Origin of the sequence: Acidisoma sp. S159, assembly GCF_009766125.1 — a bacterium.
GTDB lineage: Bacteria > Pseudomonadota > Alphaproteobacteria > Acetobacterales > Acetobacteraceae > Acidisoma.
This window is the reverse complement of record NZ_LMUG01000031.1, coordinates 1-18,385: the sequence shown is the minus strand read 5'-3', so window position 1 is coordinate 18,385 and position 18,385 is coordinate 1. Positions and strand designations below refer to the sequence as shown.

The 18,385-nt window shown below is 58.6% G+C and carries 24 protein-coding genes; 9 read left to right on the top strand and 15 right to left on the bottom strand.

Features of this window, described 5'->3' with window-relative positions:
* Positions 1-960 precede the first annotated feature (960 nt).
* From GSQ92_RS07875 to GSQ92_RS07855, 5 genes are all read right to left on the bottom strand, one after another.
* Positions 961-2,895 (bottom strand): virulence-associated E family protein, encoded by a 1,935-nt coding sequence (locus GSQ92_RS07875; RefSeq protein ID WP_159013340.1) that lies wholly within the window; start codon positions 2,893-2,895, stop codon positions 961-963.
* Positions 2,885-3,994: a hypothetical protein gene (locus tag GSQ92_RS07870; RefSeq protein ID WP_159013339.1), complete on the bottom strand. Its 1,110-nt coding sequence runs from the start codon at positions 3,992-3,994 to the stop codon at positions 2,885-2,887. The genes GSQ92_RS07875 and GSQ92_RS07870 overlap by 11 nt, the downstream gene beginning before the upstream one ends.
* 222 nt (positions 3,995-4,216) lie before the next feature.
* Complete coding sequence (locus GSQ92_RS07865) at positions 4,217-4,915, bottom strand: hypothetical protein (RefSeq protein WP_159013338.1); 699 nt, start codon at positions 4,913-4,915, stop codon at positions 4,217-4,219.
* Positions 4,915-5,106: a hypothetical protein gene (locus GSQ92_RS07860; protein WP_159013337.1), complete on the bottom strand. Its 192-nt coding sequence runs from the start codon at positions 5,104-5,106 to the stop codon at positions 4,915-4,917. Before GSQ92_RS07860 ends, GSQ92_RS07865 begins: the two co-directional genes overlap by 1 nt.
* On the bottom strand, positions 5,103-5,441 hold the full coding sequence (locus GSQ92_RS07855; protein ID WP_159013336.1) for a hypothetical protein: 339 nt from the start codon (positions 5,439-5,441) through the stop codon (positions 5,103-5,105). Before GSQ92_RS07855 ends, GSQ92_RS07860 begins: the two co-directional genes overlap by 4 nt.
* 275 nt (positions 5,442-5,716) lie before the next feature.
* Here GSQ92_RS07855 and parA point away from each other — a divergent pair, with 275 nt between their 5' ends.
* The 5 genes from parA to GSQ92_RS07835 all read left to right on the top strand — a co-directional run bounded on the left by parA (position 5,717) and on the right by GSQ92_RS07835 (position 9,234).
* Positions 5,717-6,334 carry a ParA family partition ATPase gene (gene parA / locus GSQ92_RS07850; protein ID WP_159013335.1) on the top strand — a complete coding sequence of 206 codons (618 nt, stop codon included), beginning with the start codon at positions 5,717-5,719 and terminating at the stop codon, positions 6,332-6,334.
* A complete protein-coding gene (locus GSQ92_RS30125) occupies positions 6,331-6,606 on the top strand; it encodes a hypothetical protein (RefSeq protein ID WP_216856796.1) in 276 nt (91 codons plus the stop codon). Before parA ends, GSQ92_RS30125 begins: the two co-directional genes overlap by 4 nt.
* 53 nt (positions 6,607-6,659) lie before the next feature.
* Positions 6,660-6,995, top strand: a complete 336-nt coding sequence (locus tag GSQ92_RS07845; RefSeq protein ID WP_159013334.1) for a hypothetical protein — start codon at positions 6,660-6,662, stop codon at positions 6,993-6,995.
* A gap of 94 nt (positions 6,996-7,089) precedes the next feature.
* Entirely contained in the window at positions 7,090-8,076 is a 987-nt protein-coding gene (locus tag GSQ92_RS07840; protein WP_159013333.1) for a tyrosine-type recombinase/integrase, read from the top strand.
* Positions 8,077-8,793: 717 nt separating this feature from the next.
* Positions 8,794-9,234: a hypothetical protein gene (locus GSQ92_RS07835; RefSeq protein WP_159013332.1), complete on the top strand. Its 441-nt coding sequence runs from the start codon at positions 8,794-8,796 to the stop codon at positions 9,232-9,234.
* 60 nt (positions 9,235-9,294) lie between these two features.
* Here GSQ92_RS07835 and GSQ92_RS07830 read toward each other — a convergent pair whose 3' ends face one another.
* A complete protein-coding gene (locus GSQ92_RS07830) occupies positions 9,295-9,840 on the bottom strand; it encodes a hypothetical protein (protein ID WP_159013331.1) in 546 nt (181 codons plus the stop codon).
* Positions 9,841-10,023: 183 nt separating this feature from the next.
* Positions 10,024-10,251, bottom strand: coding sequence for a hypothetical protein (locus tag GSQ92_RS07825; protein ID WP_159013330.1), 228 nt, complete (start codon positions 10,249-10,251; stop codon positions 10,024-10,026).
* A gap of 64 nt (positions 10,252-10,315) precedes the next feature.
* Between GSQ92_RS07825 and GSQ92_RS07820 the strand changes: the two genes are divergently transcribed.
* Entirely contained in the window at positions 10,316-10,600 is a 285-nt protein-coding gene (locus GSQ92_RS07820; protein ID WP_216856795.1) for a hypothetical protein, read from the top strand.
* Here GSQ92_RS07820 and GSQ92_RS07815 read toward each other — a convergent pair.
* Positions 10,597-10,971, bottom strand: a complete 375-nt coding sequence (locus tag GSQ92_RS07815) for a hypothetical protein (RefSeq protein ID WP_159013328.1) — start codon at positions 10,969-10,971, stop codon at positions 10,597-10,599. The two genes, GSQ92_RS07820 and GSQ92_RS07815, sit on opposite strands and share 4 nt — an antisense overlap.
* Positions 10,972-11,727: 756 nt before the next feature.
* Between GSQ92_RS07815 and GSQ92_RS07810 the strand changes: the two genes are divergently transcribed.
* The 3 genes from GSQ92_RS07810 to GSQ92_RS07800 all read left to right on the top strand — a co-directional run bounded on the left by GSQ92_RS07810 (position 11,728) and on the right by GSQ92_RS07800 (position 13,932).
* Entirely contained in the window at positions 11,728-12,288 is a 561-nt protein-coding gene (locus tag GSQ92_RS07810) for a helix-turn-helix domain-containing protein (protein ID WP_159013327.1), read from the top strand.
* On the top strand, positions 12,285-12,917 hold the full coding sequence (locus GSQ92_RS07805) for a hypothetical protein (RefSeq protein ID WP_159013326.1): 633 nt from the start codon (positions 12,285-12,287) through the stop codon (positions 12,915-12,917). Before GSQ92_RS07810 ends, GSQ92_RS07805 begins: the two co-directional genes overlap by 4 nt.
* 394 nt (positions 12,918-13,311) lie before the next feature.
* Positions 13,312-13,932: a hypothetical protein gene (locus tag GSQ92_RS07800; protein WP_159013325.1), complete on the top strand. Its 621-nt coding sequence runs from the start codon at positions 13,312-13,314 to the stop codon at positions 13,930-13,932.
* A 78-nt stretch (positions 13,933-14,010) separates the two neighbouring features.
* Here GSQ92_RS07800 and GSQ92_RS07795 read toward each other — a convergent pair whose 3' ends face one another.
* The 7 genes from GSQ92_RS07795 to GSQ92_RS07765 form a co-directional block, all read right to left on the bottom strand.
* Complete coding sequence (locus GSQ92_RS07795) at positions 14,011-15,135, bottom strand: hypothetical protein (protein ID WP_159013324.1); 1,125 nt, start codon at positions 15,133-15,135, stop codon at positions 14,011-14,013.
* 238 nt (positions 15,136-15,373) lie between these two features.
* A complete protein-coding gene (locus tag GSQ92_RS07790; RefSeq protein WP_159013323.1) occupies positions 15,374-15,583 on the bottom strand; it encodes a hypothetical protein in 210 nt (69 codons plus the stop codon).
* 49 nt (positions 15,584-15,632) lie between these two features.
* Positions 15,633-16,118, bottom strand: coding sequence for a hypothetical protein (locus tag GSQ92_RS07785; protein WP_159013322.1), 486 nt, complete (start codon positions 16,116-16,118; stop codon positions 15,633-15,635).
* Between the two features lie 26 nt (positions 16,119-16,144).
* Positions 16,145-17,374 carry a DUF2213 domain-containing protein gene (locus GSQ92_RS07780; RefSeq protein ID WP_159013321.1) on the bottom strand — a complete coding sequence of 410 codons (1,230 nt, stop codon included), beginning with the start codon at positions 17,372-17,374 and terminating at the stop codon, positions 16,145-16,147.
* Between the two features lie 37 nt (positions 17,375-17,411).
* A complete protein-coding gene (locus GSQ92_RS07775) occupies positions 17,412-17,744 on the bottom strand; it encodes a hypothetical protein (RefSeq protein ID WP_159013320.1) in 333 nt (110 codons plus the stop codon).
* Positions 17,744-18,001: a DUF2829 domain-containing protein gene (locus GSQ92_RS07770; RefSeq protein ID WP_159013319.1), complete on the bottom strand. Its 258-nt coding sequence runs from the start codon at positions 17,999-18,001 to the stop codon at positions 17,744-17,746. The genes GSQ92_RS07775 and GSQ92_RS07770 overlap by 1 nt, the downstream gene beginning before the upstream one ends.
* 103 nt (positions 18,002-18,104) lie before the next feature.
* Positions 18,105-18,385: hypothetical protein (locus tag GSQ92_RS07765; protein WP_159013318.1), on the bottom strand; the 281-nt coding region annotated here is incomplete at its 5' end.

The following is an 18,385-nucleotide window of genomic DNA, read 5'->3' as shown; positions in this document are numbered from 1 at the left end:
GCAGGCTGTCCTCGGCGGCGTCTGAGGCCGGCCGACAGGTCGGGGGTGCCTTAGAGCGGCGGGGGAGCCTGGGGGCAGCCTGAGGCACGTTTTTGGCCTCCTGGCCTCGGTAGAGGGGTGTGATGCCCCCGGCGCCTCATTCACGCCGGGGGCACCGGAAGGCGGGCCTCGGCCGCCATGTGGCCGGAAGTAGACAGCCCCTGCGGTGGTAACCCGAGTTGGGCGCCTGCCACGGCGACCCAGGGCGCAGCCTAGCGGGCAGATTTCATCGCTAACTAGCTACAGTTAGAGAGAAATTCGGGCCGAGTTTGTGGTCGATAATCGCGGTTATCGAGCGCGCCGAGGGTGGCGAGGCTCGGAGGCTGTGCCGGAACTGCCCTGCGAGGATCACGGCATCGTCTCGATGTTTTATTAATTACGAAGTACGAGGCAGAATCTGGGAGGATTTTTCTGGCTTTGGCTGCGCGGGGGGGGGCGGAGGGGGTCCAACGCGGCGCTTTCACGGTGCTGCACTGGCCTGCAAAGTGCTGCCCTCACAATACACAATGATTTCAATAATTTAACCCAATCGAGTGCAGCAAGTGCAGCACCGTTCTTTAGGAGACTCCTAGAAACAGGAAAAACCCCTTCATTTTGGCGTTTATGGGGGGTCTCGGGCTGAGCCCCCACGCAGTTGCATGTATCGAAGCTCTATTTATATCCCCATACACTAGAAAAAAAGTCTAGGTGCTGCACTAATTTGAAAACTTGCAGTCTAGATTTACGAGTTTAGAGTGCAGCACCACTAAAAAGTGCTGCACCTAGTGCTGCACTCTCGCGTCTCATCTTGCGAGAAAGCTCACGCTGAGGACACGAGCTTTGCCAAATTTTCTTTTCCAAAGTGCTGCACTCGAGTGCTGCACTCGGTCTGAAAACTCGGTGTTTTTTACCCCTCATTTTGAAAAGACGCTGATTTTCCCCTCAGAACCTTTTCTTTTTCCGTCCGATCGGCACCACCGTCGCGGTCGCCGCCTCGGGCGGTCTCACCGTCGCCTTCGGCCCCGGCCGCCACGTGGTCACCCCATTGGATCGGTAGGGCTCCCAGCCCAGCCGGATCATGATCGCGCGGATGCGGTTCATAACCGCTGTGCCGATGTGCCCTTTGTCTAAATCCGTCGCGTTCTGAGCGATGTTCATGAGGGTCAGCAGCCTCGGGATATACCCTGGGGCCACGCTTTCACCCCAAGTCTGTAGTTTCTCGATAACCTCCCCCTGCCACGCATCCTCCTCGAAGCGCCCCTCCTGCTCGGGCACGATCCACCGCTTCTCGAATTCCCGATCGGGCCAGCTCGCCTCGCCCGCTTGGTACATCACCATGGCCTCGGCAAAGAGTTGGTCGCGATCCCGCGTGAGCCCCTCGGTATCGATGATGTTTGATACCTTCACGGGCCAAAAGCGCCGCGCGCCGGTCGCGTCTTTCAGATAGGTCGCGTTATTCGTCGTGCCGAGAAAGACATTCTGGCGCGGCTGAAGGACGTTCTTGCGGCCATAGGCTGGCCGATAGTCTTCCGTCCGCCGCGTGATGAAGGCTTTCAAGGTCTCGACATCGGGCTTCCGAATGCTGTCCAGCTCTGCCAGCTCGGTCAGCCACTTCCCTATCAGATATTGCGAGGCGTCCTTGTGATGGATGGGAGGCAGATGGTCGCCTGCCCACTCCCCCGCGAGAACGCGGCAGAGCGTCGATTTCTGATCGCCCTGAGTGCTTTCAAGCACCATGACATAATCGCTCTGGCAGCCGGGCTCGAAAACCCGCCGCACCATCGCGATCAAGAACATGCGGCCGATAGCCGCGAGATACTCAGGCGGACCTTCGGCGCGAAGATAGGCTTGCAGCCACCCCCCTGCCCGTTTCTTCCCATCCCATTTCAACCCGTTGAGCCAATCGCGTACGGGATGATATCGGCGCTCATATGCGCACTGGGTGATGGCCGTGCGTACCGTCTCTAAGGAGATACGGGGTAAGGATCCATGCCGCTGGATCCACGTTGTGACAGTCACTGCATCCCGATCGGCCTCCCGTCGTGGAAAACCCTCATCTTTCTCACCCGGCAGTGCGCGGACTACCACGGGCTCGCAAATCATCTCGTCATAAGCAAAACAACCCCGCAGCGCGGGCGCGCCGCGCAGCGCCACTAGTGCATTGTCAAGATTAGTGTAGGGGCCGTTTTTGCCGATGTCATAGTCGCGCATCCAATCATGCGGGCCTTCAGTATCCTCCTCCGTGTCATCGGCAAGCTTGGTCAGCTGCTTCGCCGTGCCGCCGCGCTCGATCCAGTCCCAGACATCCTCTTTCAACCCGAGATCCGGCAGCTGCACGATGCGAACCTTGGCACCGACGCGGCGCAATTCCACCGCCATACCTTTCGCGTGAGCGAGCCCCGTCTCATCATTGTCGGGCAGGATCACGACATCCCCGCCCGCAAAATACTGCGCGTATTCCGGCTTGAATTTCTTTGAGGGCTTGCCGGGCTTCGGCTTCACTTCCCCGCCCGGCGAGCACGTCGCAGTGAGACCGAGACTGCACACACGATCGGCCCCCTTCTCTCCTCCCGCGATGTAGACGCGGCGGCCTTCCTTCACCGCCTTGAGAACCTCGGGCAAGTGATAGGGGAAGAGCGTTACCCCCTTCGTGTTCCAAATCCACCCGCCGCTCGGCCCAGGCCGGCGCTGGGGGAAACCTTTGGGGTCGAGACGCACCACCTGAAAGCGCAGCACACCCTCAGCATCGAAATAGTCGTACGCTGCGGCGATCTTGAAGGGCGGGCGCTTCTTTGACTTCGTTCCGAATGCCCCAGTCGCGGCATCCGGCTCTGGGTCTTGATCCGATGCGGCAGCAGCTTCGGGCTTAGCTCTCATCGTCATCACCCTCCGCGTCGTCAAAATACTCCTCGTCGTCGTCGTCGTCGTCGTCGTCGGGCAAGTAGCCGTTTTCTTTCAGGTACTCTTTCGCGCCGTCAGTGTCGGTGCCCAACTGGCGCTCGATCAGCTCCAGGACGCCGCCACCTTCGCCATTTTCGTGATCGTACCAGACCCCTTCCGAGGGTTTGACGCTTAGGCTGCCATAGGACCCGAAGCGCTTATCATCCGTGCGGCGGCTCAATGCGTCATTGTAGTTGTCGAGAAGCTCGTGAGCGACGGGCAGCAGTGCCGCACGCAGCGCCTTCCCGTACGTACTGGGTGGCGTCGATGCGGCGGCCTCCGGCGCGTAGCGCTCCTTTGGTGCGACGCCGGCAAACTGTGGGCCGGTCACACTTAGGAGCTTTAAGAGCGTCTCCTTGCTCACCATCACCGCACCCGGCGGCGTCGTCACTACGTGGTCGAAAGTGAGCGCGAAGTAGTGGCGGCCTAGATGAACCTCGATCGCGGATGGGTGGTGGCCGCCACTTGGGTGTTTGAACGGCTTCGACCATTGCGTGCCCATGGCCTCGCGCAGCTCGGGCAACCACGTCGGATCGTACAAGAAATACAACTTGCAGCCTGTCTCTGACGGGCTGATTTCGGCATAGGTGCCGAACGCGGTCAGAATTTCGTCGGCCCAGTCGCTGAAGTGCAGGAGATTGGGGTCACTCTCGTCGGGTGTCATGCAGCGATCCAGATCGATGCCGCCGATCGCGAAGTTTTTGGTGAGGGTGAAAAGCTCGATGCCGATACCGCCACCCTTCCCATGCTTTGCCATCAGCGCCGGGGCCGAGGCTCTGGCAACCTCAAGCATTCCCCAGGTGGTAGGGTCGTCGGCCCGCGCCTTCACGCGGCCTCCTGTGCCCGGTTTGTAGGGCACTTTTATAAGTCGCTCTTTGCCCGTCTTCAGATTGATGCTGGGCTCATTGATCCAGTTGACGAAGATGGGCAGGGGGATTTTCTCAATCCGGATGCTTTGCGGATTGATGACAGGCTCCGGCTTTTCGGCCGCAGTTTTCCCACGGCCACTTTTCTTGGCCTTTTTAGCAGCTGACATACGCAAAAGCGCCTTCCAATCGTTGAGCGCGATTGCAATCGGCCGAGACCGGGGCTATATGTAAGTCGTACTGTCTTACTTATAGCCTTTCGGAGCCCGGGCGCGATCGCACGCGCGCCGGGTTTCTTATGCTTGAGCGGTTGGCGGGTAATTCATCGATAGGGTCTCTGGTCAAAGGGGATGGGAGTCTGCGCGCTCGGCCCCCGCGCTAACTAGGTGCAGTTAGGGGGAAATCTCGGCGAGTTGGGTGTCGGCGAGATACCTCATCGCCTCGATCAGCTTCTCGCCTTGTTGCTCAAGGGGTAACGCGTCAAATTCCTCACCCAATGAGTCGCGGTAATGGTTCAAGGCAGTGCCGGACATGCCGCCACCATCGCCGGTCATGCATTTCTCCCGCCACCCCTTCACGGTTGTGGCTGTGATTGGGGCTCGCTTATGGTCTTTTAGCGTAGCCACCCTTTTGTACCGAGCGTGCTGCAACTCCTTCGCTACGCGTTCGGCGGCCATAAGCACGCGCGGTTTTTTGGATGCACTCTTCGCGAAACACGTGCAAGCGCGAGCCGCGAAACCACGAATTGCATGGACAACGCCACTGTTCGAATTCGGGCCGCCCTTGGCGACTTTCCGCCGCTGGAACATCGGCGATACCGCCCGCCCCTCTCTGACATCACGCAGGCGCACGGCGGTTTTGACAAGCACCGTTAGAGGACTGGGCTTTTCGACCACTAGCCCCAGGACCGTGCAGATTTGCAGGATCATTCGCTCGGCCTGCTCGTTCTCGTCTGACGTATCCTCCTGGATCTCCGAGAGGTTCACGATCATCTCGACAAACAGGGGAACTAAATCGTCCCTGTTAAAGATGCGATGGTACGCGGCGGCGAGCCGCGCGTCTCTATTGTCGGGGGACAGCTTGGCGCTCATCACACCCCGCTCTTGCGAAGGATTGGGCGCGGCTTGCCGCCGTGCGATTTTTCTTGAGGCGCCGTGCGAAGTTGCATCGCGCGGCCCTTCCATCTTATCGCGTCGAGGTTCATTAGCTCCGCATCGATCCAATCCGCGTCGCCGTCTGAAATCTGCTCCTCGGGCGAGTAGCGAGGGGTGGTCACCATCACGCGGCCCTCTTGGCGCTGCTGTGCGCCTTCGGCGCCTCGGCCGGCTTCTTGATCGGCTGCATCGGCCGGATGACCGGCCCTGCCGCGTTCTGCTCGGCGACCCAGGCGGCGACATCCCGCCAGACGTAGCAGCGGCGCCATTTGCCATCGATCGGGCTCTGCCGTTGGACGCTCTTAGGCCCCCGCTCTTGCCGGTACAACTCGGCCAGCCCCCAGGAGGAGATCGGGCGCCAGCGCGCGCTCAACACCACGGCGGTTTGGTCCTGAGTCAGTATCTCCCCCGGCTCGGGCTCGATCGCGAAGCGGGCGGTTGAGTCTAAAAGTTTATTTTTCATCGTTTCCCCCTCGGTGAAGTAGGCTAGAATAACTTTCTAGGACAATCTGTCCTGAATTACTGAGAAGAATGTCGTAGTAACTTTGTATAGCAAACGAGTACTAGGAATGGATGGTATATACGACGAGAGTACTTTATCAAGTGGGTTGTTTACTGTCTCGCGGAGGGGGAAGGAAGGAGTCAGGCATGGGCCGCAGTGCCCTTCACGACGCCAAGGCGTCTTGGCGTCAGCACGTCTCCCTTGCTTACGCAAGGGCGCCATGACACCATGGCGTCATGAAGGTCCTCACATTCCTTTCTCAGAAGGGCGGCAGCGGGAAAACCACGCTCGTGGTGCATGCCGCCGTCGCGGCCCATGAGGCCGGGCATCGGGTAGTGGTGATCGACACCGACCCGCAGAAATCCGCCGCAGGGTGGAGCGAGGCGCGCGAGGCGGAGGAGCCCCAGGTGATCCCCGTAGCCCCCTTGGAATTAGCCGAGGTGCTGAAGGCGGCGCGGGCAGACAAGATGGACTTCACCATCATCGATACCGCGCCCCATGCTGCCCCTGAGGCGGCGCGGATCGCGCGGGCCTCAGACTTCGTGGCGATCCCCGTCCGACCTACGGCCTTCGATCTGGCAGCCGCTGGGAGTGCCGCCGCGATCGTGAAGGCCGCCAAGGTCAAGGCCGGCTTCGTGCTGTCCGCCTGCCCTTTCAGAGCGCCAGAGATCGCCGACACGCGGGCAGTGTTGGCGGAATACGGGCTGCCCGTGGCACCGGCCGAGATAACCGATCGCCGGGCCTTCTCCCGCGCCATTGCGACGGGTCGGGCGGTTACCGAGTTTGAGAGCGACGGCAAGGCCGCCGAGGAAATCAGAGCCCTATGGGCATGGCTGAAGGAGCAAGCGAGATGACCAGTGCATTGGCGGACTACAAGAACAGGAAGGCGAAGGGGAAGACGGCCCCAGCCCCCTCCCCTGCCCCAGCTGCGACTGAAGAGGCCCTAAGCAACCGGCAACGGGCCAAGGGTGCGACCGTGGCCCTCACAGTGCGGGTCTCACGGGAGGATTGGCGGCGGCTGCATGACCTTGCCTTGGACATGGGCGTGAGCCTTCAGACGCTGGCAATTTGGGGGTTCTCCGCACTACTCGAAGAGAAGGGCTTACCTCCCATAAAGACGTATTGACGTCATGCCGCCATGGCGCCCATACGTCGTGAACTTCATTGGAGTTCAGGTTAATGGCGAAAAAAATCTTAACGGTTGAGGAAGCGATCCCCCGCGTGGAGCGCAAGATGCGGTCGATAGTGAAGAAGTGTCAGACGACCATCGAGGAGATCGGAGGGGTCCTTCAGCACGGCCGGGCTAACATGAGCGAGAAAGCGATTACCCAGGCTGAGGCTGAGATAGCGAGCCACGGCAGGATCGTTACGTACGCTAACTATGCCCTCGCCAATCTTCCAAGCGATCCCAGGGAGCGGTTGGACCGTCTCAAGGGTCACTTCGAAACCATCGAGAAGCTTGCCGAGGATGAGCGTGTTGAGGAGCTAGTGCTGGCAATTACTGCCAGGGCTTGATTGGTGGTTGGTGTCGTGACGCTAAGCCGCCATTGCGTCACGGCGTCATGACACCTCCGCTCAGGGCACCTGCTTCCGAGGGAAAGTCGTGGTTATGCTCGATCTGACTGAGACCCGCGCCCTTCAGACCACCCAAGAGACCGCCATTTTCGAGAGCCTCGCCGCCCATGCCGAGGCGGCCCGCGACGCCTATGCGAAGGCGACGGAGGCGGCCTTCAGGGCAGACACCCGGCTCTTCGCCGAGTGGTGCGCGGCGGCTGGGCTGGTGAGTTTGCCCGCCACGGGCGCGACCTTGGCCGCGTTCATTGATGCCATGGCGCTGGTGAAGAAGCCGGCGAGCATCCGGCGCTATTGCTCCTCGATCAGCCGCATGCACATCGCGGCGAAGCTCAGCAATCCCATGCAGACCGATGAGGCGCGGCTGGGCTTGAGACGGATGGGCCGCACGCACCCAGCTGGGCGAGCGCAGCGGCAGGCCGCACCGCTCAATCGAGCGCGGCTAGAGAAGCTCCTGGCAGTGGTGGGGCAGGGGCCGAGGGCGCTGCGCAATGCCGCACTCCTCTCGGTCGCCTATGACAGCCTCGCCCGTCAGAGCGAGCTTGCAGCGCTGCGAGTGGAGGATCTGACGATCGCGAGCGATGATAGCGGTACGATCACCATCCGCAGGTCAAAGACTGACGCCGAGGGTGTGGGGTCTGCTCGCTATCTTGGCCCCGATACCGTCCGCGCCGTCCTGGCATGGCTCGCGGCGGCTGGCAGCCCAGCCTCAGGCCCACTCTTCGTGAGCGTGTTGCGGGGCGAGAAGGTGACCAGCACAGCGCTCCGGGGCGCCGACATCGCGCGGCTCTGGAAGGAGCTTGGGGGCAGGGCAGGGCTCTCGGCCGAGGAGGTGGCGGCGATCTCTGGGCACTCGACGCGGGTGGGTGCGGCCCAGGATCAGGTGGCGGCCGGTATCGGTCTCGCGGAGATCATGGTCTCGGGCGGCTGGAAAACGCCTGAGATGGTGGCGCGCTATTCGCGCAATCTCGAAGCCAGGAGAAGCGGCAGCGCGAAGCTTGCAATCCTGCAAAACCGAGCTTGATTTCCGCTTGCCGTGCTCGAGGTGACAGGTAGGACTTCAGCCACTGAGGCCGGCGCCGATGCCTTCCGCATAATGGACAGTCAGCCGGCACAAGGGCGTGGAGACGGTGCGGGGCTATGTTCGCCGGGCCGATGCCTTCAAGGATCACGCGGGGCAGGCGTTTTTATGACTAGCCGCGTGAGTACACGCATTTCGGCTAATAACCCAACCGATGATGAACTTGACGACAAAGACAGGGCTTTCAGATAGTTAACCCATGTATGTTTGGTGCTCTTGACCTAAGGCGCTCCAAACATGGCCTTCCTAGTCCTCGTCTCGGTCGTGATGTTCGTTGTAACCATCATGATCGGTGCTGCGCGAAGGCATCCTCACTGGGGATGGCTTTTTCTCGTCGCGCTGTTCTTTTGGCCGGCCGCGCTAATCTGGGCGTGCTGCGGCGGGTACTCAAGTGACGATCCAGAGAGATATCTCTCGACCCGTGACCGTCGTGAGCTCGCACGGGCAACAGCGAGCGCAATGCGTGACGAGGCGGCAGCACTTCGTGCCGGACGCGATCAACGCATTCGGGAGCAGCGAGTAGCAGAAATCGAGACTCGTCAGCCAAACATGGCCGAGATAGAATATACCTATCGTCTGGACCGGCTTGGTCGCCGTGGCAGATGATTTGATTAGAACCAATCCATAGTCATTTGCATTTCCAAAAGAGGGATTATCCTCATGGTGCGTTTTTCCACTATCGCCGCCACGTTTCTGCTTTTGGTATCTGTACCAGCGTATGCTCAAAGCTATCCAACGGCACATCAAATTGATGTGGTTGGACACACCGTCGGCAAGATCATGCACGACAGCGGCATGAACGGCGTCTCCAAGTTCATCAGCATGTGTTACATCCAAGACTACAATGACAAGGCTAAATTGCGCGGCTGCATGTTGGCTGACCTCGTCGCACATGACCTAGATGCTGGCATGCGGATGATGTTTAAGTCGCAGACAGGAAATGACCCTGGACCTGCAACCCCATTCCTGTCTGCTTCAGCATGGGATACACGAGTCCAGATCTATGTGCCGCGTGTATTCGGCACTGTAGACGCTGCGCGAGACTATTTTTATGGACACGGGAATTCCGTGACGGAAGCTGAGAATGTCGTTAACCAATAGGCTGATTTCTGCACGAGACATCATGGTATTTCTGGCGAGCCAGGGGAGGCCGGATATCAGCTATTTCATTAACTCCACGCAGGCTACCATGTTCTTCATAATCTGATCCCAACCCCAAACTGGCATTTCAAAAACATCCGGGCCTCCGGCCGAGACTGAAATCATTGTTGCCTTCGAGATTGGTGGAGACATCTGTTCGATAAATTCTCTGCCAGGAATGTCGGCCATGATAATCCATTGCCCCGACGCGACCTGTTGTCGGCTTAAGACCCGCAGGTTCGCGATAGGCTGCCCATCGGCCATGACTTGGATTATGTTGTTGGTCGGGACGTTTGGTCCAATGTAATTCAGATAAAAGTGGCTGGTCGTATAGCCGAAGGCAAAACCAAACGAGTATTTTTCTAAATCCCCTCTACCCTTAGAGAGGATTGCGCAATATGACGAGCCGTCATTGGTCGGCATATGCATGACAGTCCATAGTCCGACTGTGGGCCACGCGTGAGCCTTAATCGGCGTCGCCGATGCGTTATAGACGTGGTTTGCCCGGCCAAAGGCAGATGCCTCATTGCGCACTGTCTGAGCACGAGCTGGTAGCCCGGCTGCCATCGCGGCCACCATAGCGACACTCAGCCATGCCCCGGGGTTTCTCATGCCGGAACCGTATCGGATAGCAGGAAGATTGCCAACCATAGGTTGCATTACGCTTGATCTCTTCGCGCTGCTCCATCGTGTCGCGGCGCGAGAGTAAGGACTAGAGCGGCGCCTTGCCGCTCGGGTAAGGCGACCGCCTCAGCCTTGGAGGGTCGCCGCCAAAACGTCAGCGACACCCACCACCGCCAGCATCAAGGTGACGGTGCAGGTGATCGACACGGCGAAGCGCCACCAGATGGGCGGCGGCTGCGGGATGGAGGTATCTGTCATGGGGCGCGGGGGATAGCAGGCGGCCTCGTCAGCACGGAAGGGGCTGGGTGGTGACAATCCCGCGAGACGGCGAGGAAGCGCCCGCAGAGCAGCCAATCCAATCCGTCAGTCACCCGTACGCACTAGACCACGTTCTCATTTTGTTCTCATGTCGGCCGGCATGCACCCGCCCGAGTTCCGCCAAGCGCACCACCTCTCCGACTGGCCCGAGTGCCACATCGAGGCGCAGTGCCCAGGGTGTAAGCGATCGACCACGGTGCCGACGCGGCTGCTCATGCAGCGCCACGGTGACATGCTGATCATGAAGGCGGTGAAGCGCTTCAGGTGCCAGAAGTGCCGGGTGCATGCCGCACCCGTCTTCCTCTGCGCCTCGCATCACCGGTCCTTCTGCTACGGGCCGGATCCAGACTGGGCGCTTGAGTTGGTGCCGGAACCGAGGGGCTAGGCCGCTACCGCGCTTCTAGGGGCTGCTAGGGAAGCCTCTTCCCCGCCTTCGCGCCAGTGAAAGAGCCAAGGGGGAACCCTCAGCTCTTCCGCGATGCTCGCCATGGTCGCGCCGAACGTCTGGCCCCAGGCAAAATTGTCGGCGAGCAAGAGGCTGACATAGTCAGTGGGCGCATTCACGTAGCGCATCAAGATGAGCTTACCGCGCCCTTCGATTTCGAAAGTCGCATACTCGTAATCATCCAAATCATCCTGACCGCGATAGAACTCTACACCCATATCATTCTTAAACCACATGATAGGCACATGAAGTTCTGCGATAGGGCTGAAGTCTGTTCCGGCTAGGCTTTCGGGACCTAAGCGGTTGATCATGATCATACCTGAGTATTTTTTATCCCCACTACCGGGATCGCCACAAAGCCATTAGGCTTCATTTGAACGCCGGCAGTCGTCTTAAGCCACCTAACGAGGGTCGGATGCGGATCGTCATGCGGCTTCACGTAAGTGTAGAACTCAATCCCCCGATCCGTCGAGGGCAGCGCGTTGCGGTAAGCTCTTACCGCCGGGATCGCACTAAATGGGGTGGATTGGCCCCAAATTTCACCAGTCATCACCTGCACAGAAGCGTCTGTTTTAGTCTGAGTTGGGCTCTCCAACCGATGATACGGACCATAGAGGGTTGCGGACCCTCCACCCAAGTCGCTCGACATGCCTATTTAGGCCTTTAGACTTATGGCTGAGACCTCACGGCGTTTAGGGGGTCTAAGTCAATAAATTATCACCCAAAACCATAAATCTTTGGTCACCACGGCAGCAACCCCCTGCTTGGGGAGGGGCATTCTGCCCTCAAGTGTCCTGTAGCCTCCGAGCCACTTAATGTGATCTCTTAGACGACGCCCCTAAGCCAGGGGCGAGTCTTGAAGGAATTTGCCCACGAAGTAGCCCACAAACGCCAAGGCCTCCCGCGAGGGAGGCCCAGGACCGGCCGAAGCCGAGACGAAACAGGATGTGTGAGAACTCCAGTTTCGTCGGGCTTCAGCAAAAAAGCAAGCTCCCCTTGCTATGGGGAAACTGCGTCCTGGCGTCTGCCTCGCCCAAGCCTCGGCCCAACCGAGGAACACCCGAGCTATGCCCGCAATGGCAGAGGCTAAAGGCTACCGCCGCACCGCGACCTTCGAGATCGGGCCGCGCCGCCCGCTCACCCGGCGTGAGAAGGACGCGGCGAAGGCGCGCTATGAGGAGCTACGAAAGACTGAGCCCGGCTTCACGCCCTTCTTCGCCATCATCCTGTCGTGGCTGGTCGATCGTGTCGGCTATGACGGGCGGTGCGACCCCAGCCACGCGACGATCGCCGAGAAGACCGGCACGAGCGTCGCCACGGTCAAGCGGGCCATCGCCAAGGGCATAGAGCTTGGTCTGATCTCGGCCACCATGCGGGTCATCCGCGTCGCCGGGCGCGTGCTACAGCGCACTAGCGCCTATCTGTTTCCCGGCCCGAAGTCACAAGCCGAGGCCCAAATCTCAGTAGCTCAATCTGAGCTAGAACCAAGATCTTCGGATCTTGAGTCTTTCTTACTTACCCGAATGGAGCCCATTAGTGACGCTGTGAGGATCGCTCGCGCGGCCTTGGCCGAGCGATGTGCCCAGCTGGAAGCAAGAATGCTCAGGAGAGGAAGCCGGCCGTTATGACGGGGTTAACTGTCGACCCAATAAAGGCGCTTGCTGCACTAAGAGACACACCACTTTGGCTTCTGGTCGCACTCGCAGGATGCAGCTACGTTGTCGGCATAAGCGCCGTGGTTCCCCTACAATACCAGCAATGGGCTTTTCTGGGATGCAAGTGCTTTGTCATCCTCGCTTTTTGCCGAGCAGTCTACGTTGTCAGTGGGAAATCGTTCACGGTATGGTGGCGGATCAAGCGGACTCGCCTCAATTTTTCTATCGATGACCGGCTGAGTTTCTGGAATGTCGATAAGCAATCCGACGGCTGGCTGGTGACGCAATTTCGCATAAACTTCGCAGCAAAAAACCTCACCGACAAAGCCATTTATTTTACCAAAGCTCGCATTATTAAGCCGCGTGGCTTGGGGGAGGTTTTATACACTAATCTGACCGTTAGCGACGAACGCATAAGCAGCTCTGGAAGCGCAAGACGAAAGACACCTGTCATATTCGCAGACTCCCGAGCCGACGTTCAAGTTATGGTCATTGTCATGGGTAGGCCCCGAACAAAAACCCACCACCTCGATATTGTGGCCGGTCTTGCTGACGAAGACGGGCGTGAGTCTAAACTACGAACGAAGCTGAGAAAGGTCTGATTGCCTTAGGGAAGAAATGACCGTTCCAGCCCCGCCACCCTCTAGCGCGATATCGCGCCGCGTGAGCGTGTTGATGTCGCGCGCCCATTGTAGCGTCAACTTCAACACAGTAATATGACGATATGACAATGTTCGTCTCGAAGGTCTGGGGGTTTGACAACCCTTGCGGGCCACTAGTGTTTGGAACGGCCGGATGGCGCGACAACGCCGCCGCAAAACTCAGTCGTGGCGACCGGGTAATCCTAGTTGGTACGAAGGGGGAGAACACGCCGGAACCAGACAGAAACCGTGTGCTTGGGATGATGGAACCAAGCACAAAAAGAGTCTCGACTAGCGACTTTCCGTCGCCGGCCCCGCTCGACGAGAAACTGCTTGACGCGGATGGCCGCTATCGTTGGCCCTTTGGCTACTGAACTACCAAGCTTGGGAATTCGAGCCTGGCTTATTCTTGAAGGATGTTGCTCCCCGCCCAGGCAACCCGTTTGGCTCCGCAGCGGCAGCCGGGATTGTGCTACTTACCTCAGAAGAGGAGGCACGAGTTCTCTCACATCCTTTCCACAAAGTTCCTTTGATCACATCAGTTAGCGCGGATCGAAAGCTCTATGGAGAGGAAGCCGCTAAGAGGCGGGGAGCCCCTGTTCCGGCCGAAGGAGTCAGACGCGGTATTATGCACATGCGGAATGCTCCCGCATCTGTTTACTGGTTTCGACTGGAAATCAATGGAAAGATTGTCGGCCATAAAATCGGCTGGGCCTTTGACTGGCGGCAAAGATTACGACAATTCAATTCGATCGCACTCAGCACGCTTGGTGGCCTGCGCTATAGGCAGCATTCAATTCAGGATTTCAACACAGCTCGCGAAGCTTACAACGTTGAGCAGGGATTACTCAAAGCCTTTGATCACCTAAGACATTCCTCTAATCGAGAAGTGATCACAGGTATCAAGGTAAAGCAAATTGAGGAGGTTTGGCACGTGCACATAACCTCAGTGATGCTCGGATCGCGCCTTCAATAACGGCAAAAAGTCATTAATAGCGCGGCTAAGTAGGCCCGCCACAGATAAGATGACGGGCCTTTTCTCATTCAGTATCCATTAAGGAGGCGTCCAGCATGTGCATACCGTATTAGCTACGCCATTAAACGTACCACTCCAAATGTCAGGAGTTAGACTGCAACCAACAAATTGACCGATCCGAGGCCCGGCCACTATCTTTCCACCTATACATAATCCAGATCGTGGTGCGACACGGGGATCAGCACAGTTCATATCGCAAGACTCGGTGCCATTCTGGACTACTTTCGCAAAAATGCCGTCTACATAGGCCGGCAGTTTAGTCAAAGGCGCGAGAGCACCATTTATAGTGTCAATGCGTGAACCCGTCGTAGTTATGTCATTGGAGTTTTTAGTGAATCCTGTTTGGAGCAACTTTGTTTCATTCTCTAGAGTCTGGACGCGATCTAGCACTGCCGGAGGAGCGGGCGGCGACGCGGGCACAGTGACTGTTGGAACGTCTCCTGCGGACGATCGAACTAGCACGGCTACGGAGTCTGCCTTCGGTTTAACGCACAAAACTGCAAGTTGATTGGAGTCCCCGGAATCGATTGGCTTGCCTGGCTTAAGTGAAATACCCTTATAACTACAGCCCCCGTCACCAATATGCTTTGCTGATTGAACGTCAGCAATATCGATATCGTCCAACGTTACTTTTTGTGTGCCCGGCCCCCGATGTTCAATCCAGACGGTAAAGCCGGCTCCATCAGGGATGGGAGTAATATATCGCACTGTCGTACCGGATAATTCATCAATGCAGTGATCAAACGAGTTTAATATGGCCGCACTTGCGTGTTCTCCGAGCTGTAATAAGGCGGTACTATTTTGTATTTCACCATAATTAGCGTTGCAGTAGTTTTGCCAGCTCTTCGAATAGTCTGAGCTAGCGTTTTTGTCACTTCCAGAAATACCGAACAAATCGACGATATTAAACCCCCCAGATGCCTCAAGTGACTGGGCTTTCGCATAATCACTATACTGAGACTGACAAATTGTACTTTTATTTAAAGAGAATGCAGACTGGTCAAATGAGGACTGATCTTTATCATAGTAGCCGTCTTGTAATACCGCTTTGCAAAACTCTTCCGGAGCGCTTTGGGCCAATGCTACCGGTGCCATTCCAACTACCAGCGCCGCGGCCAGCACAAAATTTTCGAGAGCCCTCACCTGAGTGTTCCTCCCAAAGTGTTTATCTTGAGACGTAACGAAGTGCAAACTGCAGCGCGGCGGGACGATTTGCAAGCGTAACCTTGCGATGAGTCGTCTTCAGTATGCTCGGCTCTGGAAGATCGCTCGGCTAGTGATTAGAAATTATAGCTAAAAAACGTGCAACGCGACTATCTGGAAGGAGCAAATAGACGTCGCATGAACTGTCTTTGATAGAACCAGAGTTCCGTGAATGAAATCATTGTGCGTTCAAGGATTTGTTTTGCGACCCCCTCGTGACCTTGCGGCCGGCAACGATCAGGTTAGGCTCACCAAACTCGGTCGCCGCAGCCATTACCCGCAATTCAAAAATCGCTTCGCCCTCATCGGGACCGCAATCCCAGCGATACTCGCCGGCAACGGCATGAAGCGGGGCGGGAGTGCCGCCGTGAATGCGGATGATACTCATAGCTCTGCTCGTGCCACCCACACGGGCCTCCAGGGCGCGAACACGGCTCCTAAGGCTCACGCTCGCTGCCGAGCTTGTCTTCCAGCGCCTTCAGGCGATCGGCAACCTCGCCCAGCTCGATGCCGCGCCGCTGCACATCGATGATGGTGCTGTAGAGCCACGCCTCCTCGGGCGTGATCGTGCCGAGTGCTGCCTCCGAGGTGAGCTTGCCGAGCGCCTCCTTGACGCCGGCCGCATCGGTGATCGGCGGCAGGTCGATCTTCACCATGCGCCCACGCCGCACGGGCGCCACGCGATCGAAGACGATTTTCATCGCCGTCGCATCGCCGGCAAAGGCAAGCTTGATGACGCGCGCGGTCAGGCGCCCGAGGGAGTCGCCCATCATCTCTTCAACGGCGCGCGTCACCTTATTGGTGGCGCCCTTGGGCTTGCCGCCGTTGCCCTTAGCGAAGCCGCCAGACTTTGGGCGCGGCCCACCCTCCTTGAAGGGCTCAGGCGCCGAGGGGATGCGGCCTCGGAGCTTGACTCTGGGCATCGTGGTTTCTCCGCTCGCCCGTCTCGTTAGTCATCGTCTCGGCGGTTGCCGGGCGTGTTGATCTTGGTCAGGACGTAGGGGTGCATGGAAAGCTCACGGCGCCAAGATTTCGGATCACCGCGAAACTCGCTGATCATACGGCCCGTATGGTCGCGCTTCTTGATTTCGATCAGCACGCCCTCCGCGCCGGAGCCGACAGTATTGGCGGCGATCATGGCATCCGCATAGATCACGCGCTCCACCGCATCGAGCGTCGGATCATCAAGGGCCTTGAGGTTGGTCTCCTTGAAATCTTTGCTGTGATGCTGAAATTTCTTCAACATACGGATTTTGTAGTTCCGCACGCTCTCGCCGCGCATAGGCTTATCGGCCGACTGCCCAAAGGCATTGGCGACCCCATCGGCGCGCATCTGCACATCCGCCAGCGACGCGAGCTTGTTGTCATCGTCATCATCGTCAGGCGTGGGCGTATCGCTCACGGTCTCTTTTGCCTTCTCAGCCGCGACGCGCGCCTTTTCGGCCTCAGCCGCAGCGCTCGCCGACTTCTGTGTGTTGACGTGCTCCTCCAAGCCATCGAGGCGGGTGGAGATGCCGCTCAGGCAATCCATGATCTTCGCGAGCGGATCGTCTTTGGTCTCAGTCTCGGTCGCCATTGTCGTCTCCATTGATTGTGCATCGGCCCTGACACCTGAGGGGGCGCCGCCCTTGTCCCACACACCCGCTTTGACGATCGCAAGATGATCCAAGAGTGCGGGTTGGCCTTCGATAAGGATGACTCCGCCCTCGGCGGGGCTCATCGTGGTATTGTCAGCCTTGCGCAGCTGTACGCAGGGGCTCGTGCTCCACTGCCCGTTGCGCATCGCCGCGATGGCGGCGGCATCGAAGATGCGGCCGATGCCCCAGACTTCTTGCCCCTCTGCGTCCGCTATCCCATCAGCTTGCGCGAGATAGGGGTAGGTGACGGCGCCCACGACGCGATCAGCATGCTCATTGGAGTTGAGGATGGCGCCCTCGGGGTGGCCATCGATGACAGCCAAGCCGTTGCATCGCTCCAAAAACTCGGGCGTGAGGTAGTGGCTGGGATCGCGGTAGACGTGCTCACCATGTTTCGCCCTATAGGCCATTCCTGTGCCGCTAATTCGCAGGCTGAAAAGCGCGGAGTTGCCGAGAGAGGTGCCGCTGGGGATGGCGCCGGCTGCGATCGACTTGGCGACGTCAAGCTCGTTTGGCGCGCTGTAAGACGAATTATCGACCATCAGTGAGCCACCTGCAGGACGCTAGGCACAGTTTCCCTCATGCGCTGCCGCCCATGCGGATTGCACCGAGCAGCGCGGTTACCCACTCGCGCGCATCGCGCAGCGACGCATCCGCGCGCGACGAACTAAGTCGTTCTTTGCTCAGCTGATAAATTCGATATTCAAGCTTGTCTGCAAGCTTGGTCATCCGCGCGAGATGCTGGGGCTTAGGTGACTTCCCTATCAGATCAAGCTCAGCCGCTTGCCAAGCGGTTTCAGCGATTTGGAGGAGCGTGGCGCGATCCTTGCGCGACTTATTAGAGGCGGACAGAAGAAATTCCTCGGCGATCTCGGCGGCATGCCCCTCGATGCGGGCCTGAAGATCGTTCATCACACGTCTTCCAAATCGATAATCTCCCAGTCCTCGGCAAGGAGATCGGAGGCGCGCGGTGTCCAGCCGGGCAGGGTTTCGGCTTTAGCGCTGCGCAAACTGAAATAGGGGCGATGCGCCATAGTCGCGAGCTTGCCGTCTTTGGTACGCGTCGCGAGACCCTCCTTCTTCACGAGATAAACAAGCGCGGTGCCCCACCCGACGCGGGTGAGGAACTTGCCCGCCTTCAGTGCTGTGAGGGCGTTTTCGAAATTCATGCTGTCACCCCAAAGAGTGCGAGACGATCCTCGGTACGCTTGATGCCGCCGCGCAGCGGTCGCAGCACATCGTCCTTGGTCATGATCTGGCGGGTGATGTCGCTCATCTGACCACCCGCAGGTGGCGACCAGGTGGATGTGCGGGGCCGAGATACTGCCAGCCAAAGCTCACCGCATCGCCCTCGTACAAAACGATCTGATTGTCGAGAAACCACATCCCATCGCCATTGTTGGCGAAGCCACCCCATTCCCAGACTCGGAAGCAGACCGATGAGTCGTCTTCGGGGTCGGTGAAGCGCAGCCAATGCAGGCTGTCCTCGGCGGCGTCTGAGGCCGGCCGACAGGTCGGGGGTGCCTTAGAGCGGCGGGGGAGCCTGGGGGCAG

Excerpts from the sequence above, each read along its gene's own strand:
- GSQ92_RS07835 (WP_159013332.1), top strand. The coding sequence starts at position 8,794 with ATGGTGCGTTTTTCCACTATCGCCGCCACGTTTCTGCTTTTGGTATCT.
- GSQ92_RS07845 (WP_159013334.1), top strand. The coding sequence starts at position 6,660 with ATGGCGAAAAAAATCTTAACGGTTGAGGAAGCGATCCCCCGCGTGGAG.
- GSQ92_RS07770 (WP_159013319.1), bottom strand. The coding sequence starts at position 18,001 with ATGAATTTCGAAAACGCCCTCACAGCACTGAAGGCGGGCAAGTTCCTC.
- GSQ92_RS07870 (WP_159013339.1), bottom strand. The coding sequence starts at position 3,994 with ATGTCAGCTGCTAAAAAGGCCAAGAAAAGTGGCCGTGGGAAAACTGCG.
- GSQ92_RS07810 (WP_159013327.1), top strand. The coding sequence starts at position 11,728 with ATGCCCGCAATGGCAGAGGCTAAAGGCTACCGCCGCACCGCGACCTTC.
- GSQ92_RS07775 (WP_159013320.1), bottom strand. The coding sequence starts at position 17,744 with ATGAACGATCTTCAGGCCCGCATCGAGGGGCATGCCGCCGAGATCGCC.
- GSQ92_RS07855 (WP_159013336.1), bottom strand. The coding sequence starts at position 5,441 with ATGAAAAATAAACTTTTAGACTCAACCGCCCGCTTCGCGATCGAGCCC.
- GSQ92_RS07805 (WP_159013326.1), top strand. The coding sequence starts at position 12,285 with ATGACGGGGTTAACTGTCGACCCAATAAAGGCGCTTGCTGCACTAAGA.
- GSQ92_RS07840 (WP_159013333.1), top strand. The coding sequence starts at position 7,090 with ATGCTCGATCTGACTGAGACCCGCGCCCTTCAGACCACCCAAGAGACC.
- GSQ92_RS07790 (WP_159013323.1), bottom strand. The coding sequence starts at position 15,583 with ATGAGTATCATCCGCATTCACGGCGGCACTCCCGCCCCGCTTCATGCC.
- GSQ92_RS07865 (WP_159013338.1), bottom strand. The coding sequence starts at position 4,915 with ATGAGCGCCAAGCTGTCCCCCGACAATAGAGACGCGCGGCTCGCCGCC.
- GSQ92_RS07780 (WP_159013321.1), bottom strand. The coding sequence starts at position 17,374 with ATGGTCGATAATTCGTCTTACAGCGCGCCAAACGAGCTTGACGTCGCC.
- GSQ92_RS07830 (WP_159013331.1), bottom strand. The coding sequence starts at position 9,840 with ATGGCAGCCGGGCTACCAGCTCGTGCTCAGACAGTGCGCAATGAGGCA.
- GSQ92_RS07875 (WP_159013340.1), bottom strand. The coding sequence starts at position 2,895 with ATGAGAGCTAAGCCCGAAGCTGCTGCCGCATCGGATCAAGACCCAGAG.
- GSQ92_RS07815 (WP_159013328.1), bottom strand. The coding sequence starts at position 10,971 with ATGATCAACCGCTTAGGTCCCGAAAGCCTAGCCGGAACAGACTTCAGC.
- parA (WP_159013335.1), top strand. The coding sequence starts at position 5,717 with ATGAAGGTCCTCACATTCCTTTCTCAGAAGGGCGGCAGCGGGAAAACC.
- GSQ92_RS07785 (WP_159013322.1), bottom strand. The coding sequence starts at position 16,118 with ATGCCCAGAGTCAAGCTCCGAGGCCGCATCCCCTCGGCGCCTGAGCCC.
- GSQ92_RS30125 (WP_216856796.1), top strand. The coding sequence starts at position 6,331 with ATGACCAGTGCATTGGCGGACTACAAGAACAGGAAGGCGAAGGGGAAG.
- GSQ92_RS07820 (WP_216856795.1), top strand. The coding sequence starts at position 10,316 with ATGCACCCGCCCGAGTTCCGCCAAGCGCACCACCTCTCCGACTGGCCC.